This is a genomic window from Plesiomonas sp. (assembly GCF_051650925.1).
Classification (GTDB): domain Bacteria; phylum Pseudomonadota; class Gammaproteobacteria; order Enterobacterales; family CAMTGL01; genus Plesiomonas.
The window spans coordinates 1-9026 of record NZ_JBOFRH010000234.1; the positions used below are offsets into that span (position 1 = coordinate 1).

5 protein-coding genes are annotated in these 9026 nt (G+C 48.2%); all 5 read right to left on the reverse strand.

Translation table 11 applies throughout. From position 1 onward, the window contains the following. Nucleotides 1-52: 52 nt before the first annotated feature. The 5 genes from mukB to ACRC27_RS05540 all read right to left on the reverse strand — a co-directional run bounded on the left by mukB (nt 53) and on the right by ACRC27_RS05540 (nt 8748). Entirely contained in the window at nt 53-4546 is a 4494-nt protein-coding gene (mukB, locus tag ACRC27_RS05520) for a chromosome partition protein MukB (RefSeq protein ID WP_438639383.1), read from the reverse strand. 6 nt (nt 4547-4552) lie between these two features. After that, on the reverse strand, nt 4553-5269 hold the full coding sequence (gene mukE, locus ACRC27_RS05525) for a chromosome partition protein MukE (RefSeq protein WP_438623377.1): 717 nt from the start codon (nt 5267-5269) through the stop codon (nt 4553-4555). Next, complete coding sequence (gene mukF / locus ACRC27_RS05530) at nt 5250-6572, reverse strand: chromosome partition protein MukF (RefSeq protein WP_438623378.1); 1323 nt, start codon at nt 6570-6572, stop codon at nt 5250-5252. The genes mukE and mukF overlap by 20 nt, the downstream gene beginning before the upstream one ends. Nucleotides 6573-6612: 40 nt before the next feature. Then, nucleotides 6613-7383: a tRNA uridine 5-oxyacetic acid(34) methyltransferase CmoM gene (cmoM, locus tag ACRC27_RS05535; RefSeq protein ID WP_438631509.1), complete on the reverse strand. Its 771-nt coding sequence runs from the start codon at nt 7381-7383 to the stop codon at nt 6613-6615. A gap of 228 nt (nt 7384-7611) precedes the next feature. After that, a complete protein-coding gene (locus ACRC27_RS05540; protein WP_438623380.1) occupies nt 7612-8748 on the reverse strand; it encodes a histidine decarboxylase in 1137 nt (378 codons plus the stop codon). Nucleotides 8749-9026 lie beyond the last annotated feature (278 nt).

The window sequence follows — 9026 nt, forward strand, 5'->3', positions numbered from 1 at the left end:
GTAGCTTACAAATAGCGGCCACTCAAATCAGCGTTCATCTTAAACATATCACCTAAAGCGCATCTTCAATTTCAACAGCATCAGATATTTCGGTGTGCGTATCTTGTACCCGACTATCGGTAGGCACATCGGTATCGGCACCAAAACCACGCAAACCAACCACATGCACGTGTTCGTGATTTTTAAACACTTTACGTACAAGTTTGTAGGTTGTCCCTTTTTCTGGGCTGATATTTTCCGGTGCAGCAATCAGCAATTGCATGTCTAAGCGATCACACAGCTCAAACAGAGTAGCGATAGATTTCGCATCCAAACGCGCAGCTTCATCAAGGAACAGCAAACGGCATGGTGCGATATCTTTGCCGCGCAAACGGCGTGACTCCTCTTCCCAGCTCTGTACAACCATCAGCAAAATGGCCATACCAGTACCAATTGCTTCACCAGTAGAGAGTGCGCCGCTTTCTGCTCGTAACCAGCCATCTGAACCACGGCAAACTTCCACTTCCAGTTCAAGGTAGTTACGGTAATCAAGCAGCTCTTCACCCACAGTCTGTGGGCTACGCTGACCGATATCAATATGTGGATTCAGGCGCTGATACAGTTTTGCCAGCGCTTCAGAGAAGGTTAAACGCTGATTAGAGAACAAATCTTGATGCTGTTCACGCTGCTCTGATAAGCCATTGAGCAACATGGCATGGCTTTCACGCACATTGACTGACAAACGTACGCTCTGCACCTGACCAAACGAAATATTCTGCAAACCCTGATTCAGCATGCGGATACGGTTCTGCTCACGCTGAATCGTCTTACGCATAATATTGGCCACCGCTTCAGCGCTGATAGCCAAACGTTGCTCACGGTTAGTCAGCTCTTCGGTCAGACGCGCCAGCTCAATTTCCATCTGCTCAATGGCATCCACTGGATCATCGGTGCGGATAATATCTTGTCGAATACGCTCACGCAGATGCTGATAAACCGCGATATAGAACAGTACTTTCTTTTCAGGATGACGTGAATCTTCCGATGCGCGCAGTACATCACGCAACATTTCATTATTCGCTACCGCCTGACGCAGCGTACCCAATGCTTTATCCGACATTGATCGCAGTTCATCGGCTGACAAGTAGGCTAACTCACGCTTATGTAAGCGGCGCTCTACATCATTGTCGCGCGCCAAACGCAATACGGCACACCAGTTGGCTTTTGCGCTGACCACTTGTCCGCGCAGCGTTAGGTAATCACGCTCAAGTTTGCGCAGGCGTTTTTGCAGACTGTCCATCTCTGCTTCTACGATTGCAGTTTGTTTCTCAAGCTGGCTGCGGCGCTGACGGTTATGGCTCAGTTGTGTGTGCAGTTCATCACGGCGGATACGTGCCCGCTCTTCTGCACCACTGTCGGCTCGCACACCCAAATCCTGCATCTCTTGTTCAAGTTCTTTGAACATATCGCGCTTGGCATCGGCTGCACTTTTCAGTGATGCCATCACTTGGTGATACTGGCTGTGTTGGCTTTGTAATTGACGCAACTGATCACGACAACGGCTACGCTCGGCTTCAGCATGGCTCAACTGTTCACGCAGTTTCTCCGTAAAACCGGAAGATTCCCCAACCATACCCACCGATTCTGCGTAAGCAAAATAGGCGCGGCGTTGAACCACTTCCGACAGTGCAAACAGCTTTTGCTTGGCTTCACGCTGGGCACTTTGCGCGTGGTGATAATCAGCCTGAAGATGTGAGTGCTGCTCAGGATCACTTTGCAACACATTGACTACCGATTCTAGCTGTTGCAAATGCTCTCCATGCTGCTGAATATGACGCTGCGCAATACGCGCGTTATCCAGCTCTTCCCGCAACTCATCAACACGATCAATGAGGGTTTCATCCGCCAACAATGCACTGAGTGGAACAAGGCGGTTGAGCATATTTACGCACTCACGAGCCTGCTCTGCTTGTGAACGCAGTTGTTTCTCGGTGGCATCCGCCTGACTCAAATCACGATCAATATCACTACGCTGTTGAGTCAGCAGACGAATCTGCGCTTCCGGATCGGCATCAAACGCGGTTGCGAGATATTCACCAACAAAGCGGCTAAATGTCTGATGTAAACGCTGTAATTTTTGTACATCAAACGACAGCGTTGCATATTTCTCAGCCAGTGCTTCACGTTCAGTACGCAGTATTTCAAGACGATTTTCACGTGCAGCACGGCCAAACAGCGGAACAGCCGGAAAACGCGAGTAACGCAGTTGACGGTCAGACACCTGTACAACAACCGCGCCTTCGAGCTCTTGTGTCTGGAATACGCTGTCGTCAAAAGATTGGGGATCACCTTCGATCAAATAAAGATCTTCAGGGCAATCATCAAGCTCGGTGAGCAGATCACGTACAGCGCTAAGATCTTGCACCACAATACCGTGACGTGCTGGGCCATACAGCGCAGAGAAATAAGGTGCGTCATCAATGGTGACATCATCATAAATCTCAGAGAGCAGCACGCCCCCTAGACGCTCGGCCAGTGCGACCAAACGGCCATCTTCTGCCCCGCCAGGCTGTGCCAAACGCTCTATCTGCGTCTCAATATCGTGCTTACGGGCAGCAATATGATCTCGAACCACCGTTTGCGCGCGCTCATCTTCTAGCAGGCTTTGCATCTGCTGCATGACGGCCTGACTGTCTTCGAGCGGTTGTCCGGTCTGCGCACTTAAGTTGTTCAGCGCATCTTGTGCTGCCAGCCACTGAGGTGCACGCGCTGATAGTGCGGAAAGCTGGATACCAATTTGCTCACGCTGCTGGCGCAGGTGATTACGCTGTTCAAGGTGTTCGGCAAGCTCGGTATTAATACTCTCGTGGTTTGCCTCTTGCTGTGCCTGTTCATCGGCCAGCTCTGCGGGGTGATCCAACGCCACACCGCTGCGTTTGATGTACTCATTAAGCAGACGCTCGGCTTCTTGCTGAGATCGTAAACGCTGCTCAAGCTCTGCCAGTTGCGCCCGCAAAGGTTCTGCTCGTTCGGCAAAATGGCGCTGGGAGGGCTGATTGCGCAGCAATTCCCGTGCTGTCTGCCATGCATCGCTACGCGCGACCTGACCGGCAATACGGCACACCAACTGGTAAGCTCGATCAAATTGCCCAGATGCGGCCTGTGCGACGTTGATCTTTTGCTCTAATCCCAACAGTTGTTCAGTCAGAGCCTGTTCGCGAATGGCAAACTCCTCTTGCCACTGCGCGGCATTTTCTGCAGTGAGATCGGGCAGCGCACACAGTGCACGGGCTTTTTCAAGCGCCTGTACTGCCTGCTGATATTGCAGTGCGCGGGTTTGCTGTGAGTCAAGCGCCTGCTGATAGTCAGCTAATTGTGATTTCAGATCATCAACATCAATCTCTGCGCCTTCGGCACGCTCTTCGGCATCGGCCAGACGCTCGGCTGACTCTTCAACCACTTCCGTTTGCTCTTCCAGACGCATTGAAAGCTCATCGAGATCGTCACGGTAGCGCTCAATTTTCTCTTGCTGACGCAGTGCTGTCATCACCAGATTCAGGTGATCGGCGGCAGCTTGGTGATCGGCTTCTAAATCGCTTTCTGCCCCTTGATGCTCGGCCAGTTCACGCCCCATTTCGACCAAGCGGTATTGCTGACTAACCAGCTCGCTGCGCGCACCAAACCACTCGCGGCGCATATTCATTACTGCTTCAAGGTGCTGACGGCGCTCATTGGCATGGCGCATGTAGTCGGCAGCAACATAGTGAGTCGACTCAGTAATCAGTTGCTTGAACATGTCACGATCAGACTGTGTGACACGAATGGCTTCGAGTGTCATCCGGTTTTCACGCAGTGCCGCTTCCATATCCTGAAAGGCTTTACGCACACCCACATTTTCAGGCAGCAGATAATCGCGTAGAGAGCGAGTAATGGCGCTGGAAATCCCGCCATACAGTGAGGCTTCAATCAGGCGATAAAACTTACTACGATCAGACGCCGAGCGCAGACGTTTGGGGATAATTCCCATATCAAACATCATGCTGTGGTAATCAGTAATTGAGTTAAATTGCTTAAACTGCACACCTTCCATGCCATCAACCAAATCGCGCACTTCTGGCAACTGGCGTACACGTGCTTGTGAGTCAGAGAGCTTTTCAGTCAGCAATTCCGTCGGATAACTGGCCATGGGCAGGCCTTGGATCATAAATGGCTTAATATCCACTTTCCGATCACGCCCCGCCACCTGCTGTAAACGCACACCAATCAGTACGCGTTGATGGCGTGAGTTAACCGTATCAATCGTGGCATAGCAAACGCCGGCTTTAAGTTTGCCGTACAAGCCTTTATCACGTGAACCAGAGGTTGCACCCGCTTCGGTGGTATTACGAAAGTGCAGTAACGTTAGATCGGGGATCAAGGTGGTGACAAATGCCGCCATAGTGGTGGATTTACCCGCACCATTTCCGCCAGATAGTGTGGTGACCAGATCATCAAGATCAAAAGTACGGGCAAAAAAACCGTTCCAGTTTACCAACGTTAATGAGCGAAATTTACCGCGTTCGATCATATTCGATTATTCCTCGCCATCATCAACGAAAGTTTCGCTGTTATTGTCTGCGTTATCGTCACGGCTATCTTCTAAAGACAGGCTGTCTGCGGCCATCGCTTCCCCATCACGGATCATGCGTAGCTGCGCTTCGCGTGGATCATCACCACTGCGGACATCAGCCCCAAAGCGGAATACCGCTTCCGAGATCCGGAACTTTCCACTGTCACCAATCATCACCACCATACCAAGGCGGCGTAAACGGTTCATCGAGGTGTTCACTTTATCATGCAGTTTTTTGCGATCTAAATCTGAACCGGTTGAACGGTTGTTCACCAATTTGAGCAGTTTGCTCTCATCGGCCAGATTCATCAGCTCATCATGCAAGTCCGCAACAGTGAAAATGCCCTCTTGTGCCAAGCGCTCTGGGCTAAGATAGAGATAACACAACACTTTTCCGACCAGCATATCAAGTGCGGAAAGTACACTACGCGCAATCAAGGTTGTTGAGCGTGGGCGCAAATAGAAGAAGCCTTCTGGTGCGCGGATAAGTTCAACATGATAACGGCGGTAAAAATCATCCAGCTCTGACTGAAAATCCATCAGGAAAGCGTGGTTGTCTAAATCGTCTAATCCGATATGTCGGCCTGAGCGCAGCATGCTGTCAAGCACAGGGAAAATCGGGTTAGCCAGTGCCTGCGCTAAACGCAGCGGCATGTATTGATCAATATTCATCGATGACATGGGCCTGTACCTTGGCTCCGTGGTCGTTAATGGCCTGCCACTCTGGCTGCAGACCGGCAAAATCAGCTTTCGCTACCCCAAGCCGTACGGCGTGATCAACCAACAGGCGTGATACGTCAAAGTGGCGAGCATGAGGGAAACGCTGGAGAAAATCATGAAGTACGCTGCCCAAATCTAACGGGCGATTCTGCTGCCGATAGTCAATCAATAGAGCATCAATGCTATCAGCAAGCTGCTCATTGAGATCGGTCAGACTTTCGTATTCGAGTTCAGGTGGAAGCAGACCGGTGGCCTCTTCATCACGCAATGTTAGCTCTTCATCACGCATATCCAGCAGGCGATCAGCATTGGCATGCAACAATACCCACGGCATGTCAAAGTAGTCACGAACTGACTGGCGCAAACGCTGACCAAAGATCCGATTTTTATCCATATCAATGGCGGTACGGATAAATTTATGCACATGTCGATCGTAACCGATCCACAAATCAATGGCTTGCTGACCCCAGCTGATAATCCGATCAAGTTTGGCTTGCAGATCAAGCACCAGCTGATCAACAAAGTTCAAATCAGGTCGGTTTAGTGTGGCATCTTGAATTTGCAATAAGCGTGATTGCAATTTATCACCGGCCGCTTCAAGGGTATCTTGCAATTCGCGCAGATTCCCTGATGTTTCGTCAAGTAGCAGCTCACAGCTGGTGATAGCCGCACGCCAATCTTTGCTGAGCAGCGCGGCGATATCATCTTTTACCGATTGCTGCTGTTCATCCATCAAACGCTGGGTGAGATCGATGCTGTCAAAGATTTCAGCAACCGAGTATTTTAACGGTGCATACACGTTACGCCGCCAGTGCGTCTCTTCGCCGCCCTCTTCAGCGGCTTCTGCGGCACGCTGAATTTCATCCGCCACAATAGAGAGTTGCACCGACAAGCGCAGTGCAGAGAATTCTCGCTGACGGATATAGTAATCAGTTATCCCGATCCCCAACGGAGTTAGGCGATAAATTGACTGCCCTTCGGTCAGTTCACTGGTAAAACGGCTGAGTAAACGCTGACGCACCAGATCATTGATGGCATTGTTCGCACGCTGGGTCAGCGTTTCTGTTGCCAACTCAAACGCAATACTGACATGGCGAAACGCATCAACCAATTCACCTTCCGACATTTCACCGTCAAAACGTTCACTGTTCAGTGTGGCGATAGCCAATAAAAAAGCCAGACGCTCCACCGGCAGCGCAATCGAGAAATCGTTTTTTCTCGCCCAGGCGACCAGCTCGGGTACGGTCTGGGAAAACTCACTCATGCGATGTCCCTTAAAATTTTACATTCCGCAGACGTGCACATCAAAGCTTGTGGGCCATGACATGAATGTAACGGCCAAGACTAATGTAAGGCTCCTGCCGACAATACTGTTGCTCCATTTCGAGCAGCAGTTCAAATTTTGTCTCCCGATGAGATTTATCTCTCAGGAAATCGTGTAATACTCTAACACCAGTTTTGCCGCTAATCTGCAAACCTAAGTCTGTCAGCCATTGATAAACCTGTTCCGGTTTTCGCGGGTGAGTCGGCACCAGTGTTTTTCTTTTACTCAGCGGCATTCCGGCTTGAATATACTCAAAATTTCCGCCCACTAAGTGGTGGTGACGCATGCCATTATAGTTATAGAACATTAATGACAATGCTCCGCCGGGTAACAGAAGATCTGTCAGGTTTTGTAATACCTCAACAGGCTCTTCAACCCACTCAAGCACTGCGTGAAACAATACCAGATCTACCGGAGCGGCTAAATGATTACCCACCTCTTGTGCTGAGCTGTGCACAAATTGCATCTGCTGTGCTACGCCGTCGGCCTGTGCCGCTTGCTCTGCTTGCGCCAGCATCTCGCCAGAAATATCACACAGCGTAATGAAGTGGCCTTGCGCTGCTAAAAAACGCGACAATTGCCCCATACCACCACCGGCATCAAGAATGCGTAACGGGCGCGCAGGTAATGTCGCCAGCAGTTTTTCCAAGTCTTGTTGTAACACGGCCTCACGGATACGGCCTTTGGCTGATCCGTAAATATTGCGCGCAAATTTATCGACAATGCCGTCAAAGTTACGATCTTCAGACACACGCAGTACCTATTCATGCACGAAAGCCGCTATTTTGACATATTCTTCCAAGAAAAATGCTATCTGTCCGTCTGATTGGCTTTTTCTTATGCAATTCATAGCCAATCCAGACCGATATTATGATTTTTATCTATTAAACGTGTGTTTTACCGCACAAAAAAGCCCTGAGCGCAAAGAACTCAGGGCTTTACCGTAAAAACTTTACTGTATGGAAAGGATAAAAAAACGTTATACCACCATCACCATACTGTCTGAGATCACATCATCAATCAGGGCATCAATCTTGGTAGTATCAAGATGATGTGCCGAGGTGATCATGTGTGCAACATCACCTGAAATAGCCAAGCAGTGTTTTTTCCAGACATATTCAGAGGGTTTTGGGAAAACAACGGTAATCGAATTTTTATTGCGCCATGCAGGGATCCCAGCATCATTAAAGCGTTTAACCGCATATTCGGCCTTATTTAGACAACGCTGAATTCGGCGGCGCTGCTCTTCCATGCTGATTGATTTTGCCGCCACCCACAGCATAATCGGTGTGTGGCCGTTACGTGATCCGGTAATAGTTTTATCATGAGCAGCAATGTAATCAATCTCAACAGAGATTTTATCTACATTCTCTTTTTTCGCGATAGTAATACCACACGGAATCGGCGAACCGATCATTTTATGGCCAGAAACCGAAATGGAATCAATACCATCAGCAAAATTGTACGGCTGTGGCTCATCAACAAACGGTAAAATCATGCCACTTAGTGCAGCATCGGCATGAATATAGTAGTCATTACGGGCAATACCCAACTCAGCAATACGGCGCTGGATAATACTAATATTATCAATAGCCCCCCGTACCGTTGTACCAATATTGGCGAAGATAATCGGGTGCTTTTCATTGTTCGCTTTAATTTTGCTGATTAAATCATCGTAATCCATTTCACCATTTTGGCGAGATTCAACAATACAGTGCTCAATTCGCAGTAATTTGACAATTTTCGCTACCGAATAGTGAGTATCTTTTGAGAAATATAATCGGCTAGAAGGGAAAAGTTCCCGTGCCAAATAACAACCAAACATATTCCCTTCAGTGCCACCATTGGTAACGTATCCCCAACAATTATCAAAGGGTATTTGATATAAATGGCTAAAATGCTCGATAACTTCTTTTTCAAAATCAAATGAGTTTAGCAAATAATTACAATATTCAGACCAATCACCACAGTTATTAATCGAAAAACGCAAGAATCGCTCTAAAATCGTGTAATCAAAATCAGCAGACTCAGGATACCCTAAGTTAAAATATTGGTTTTTTACACAGTAGGCCCAAAATTTATCCAATGTATTTTGATCTTTGATTGATAGCGACATAATAAACCCCTAATGTGTCGTCAGCAGAGGCTCACGAAAAAGTTTACATCGCTTTTTCGTAAACCTTCACACACTGACATCAGATATAATAGATAGAAAATAAGTTTCAAATAAATAGGAATCACTCTATCTTTTCGATACGTACTCTTATTGTGTAAAAATAGACAGTTATTTTATTGGTGTGTCAGAAGAAATACTTGCGGTAGCTTCTTCTGCTTTATGTTTTCTAACTGCAACATAGATATACAGAGGAATCGTGATCATCACCATTAAGATCC